Here is an 875-nt window from a genome sequence, read left to right as displayed (position 1 = left end):
TCCCACATCCTCAAGGGGGGCAGCTGTGGATCTACATCGACGAGGAAGGCAACCGCTTGGAACTAGGGCGCCTCGGCGCCGGCGATGCGTTCGTGAGTGTCACGGACGGCCTTGCGTTCTTCCAGTTGGAAGACGGTCAGACCGTCGTCGAGGACATCAACGAAGGACGCTATCAAGTCTTCGACACCGATCCGTTCAACCCACAGCGCTCACGCCTGATACGCCTCGGTGACCGCAACCGCAACGTTATCGACCTACTGTACGACGACCAGGGCCGATTGCAGGTTCTGTACGACGAATATGGCCAGACCATTGTTCAACTGCACTATGACCTGCGTCACTCAAATCGAGTCAACAAGGTTTCACAAGCTTTTCTAAAGAACAGCGAACCACTCGCCATAGAACGCAGCGAAATACTGGTGAGCTACCGGTATACCGAGAACGGACAGTTGCATGAAGTGCTTGATGCCACTGGTCAACTAATCCGCCGTTTTACTTACAACACCGAGGGCTATCTCAACAGTCATCAGTTGGCTAGCGGCGCTGTGCGCCAGTACGAGTGGGAAAAGTTTAGCATTCCCACAAAGCGCCCAACGCCTAAACGCGCCGATGGAACGCCCTACTCCTTGCCTCCTTTGCTTGAGCAACAACCTGATCACGAATGGAGGGTGGTACGTCACTGGGGGAGCGATGGCGAGGAATACCGGCTCGAATATAACTTGGAGGACGGTGAAACATTCGTCACCGACAGCCTCGGCCGACAGAGCCGCTATTACTGGGGACCGATGTACGAGGTGTATAAGTACATCGACCCGCTTGGTAACTGTTGGCAAGAGGAGATAGTCGCCGGACAACTACTAAAGAGTATCGACCCG

1 pseudogene is annotated in these 875 nt (G+C 54.7%); it reads left to right on the top strand.

Going from position 1 to position 875, the window contains the following annotated elements:
- Window positions 1-875, top strand: a pseudogene (locus tag F3J45_RS29575) (hypothetical protein); the annotation flags it as partial.

Origin of the sequence: Pantoea sp. Ap-967, from assembly GCF_011752565.1 — a bacterium.
GTDB lineage: Bacteria > Pseudomonadota > Gammaproteobacteria > Pseudomonadales > Pseudomonadaceae > Aquipseudomonas.
This window is presented reverse-complemented; position numbering and strand designations above follow the sequence as displayed.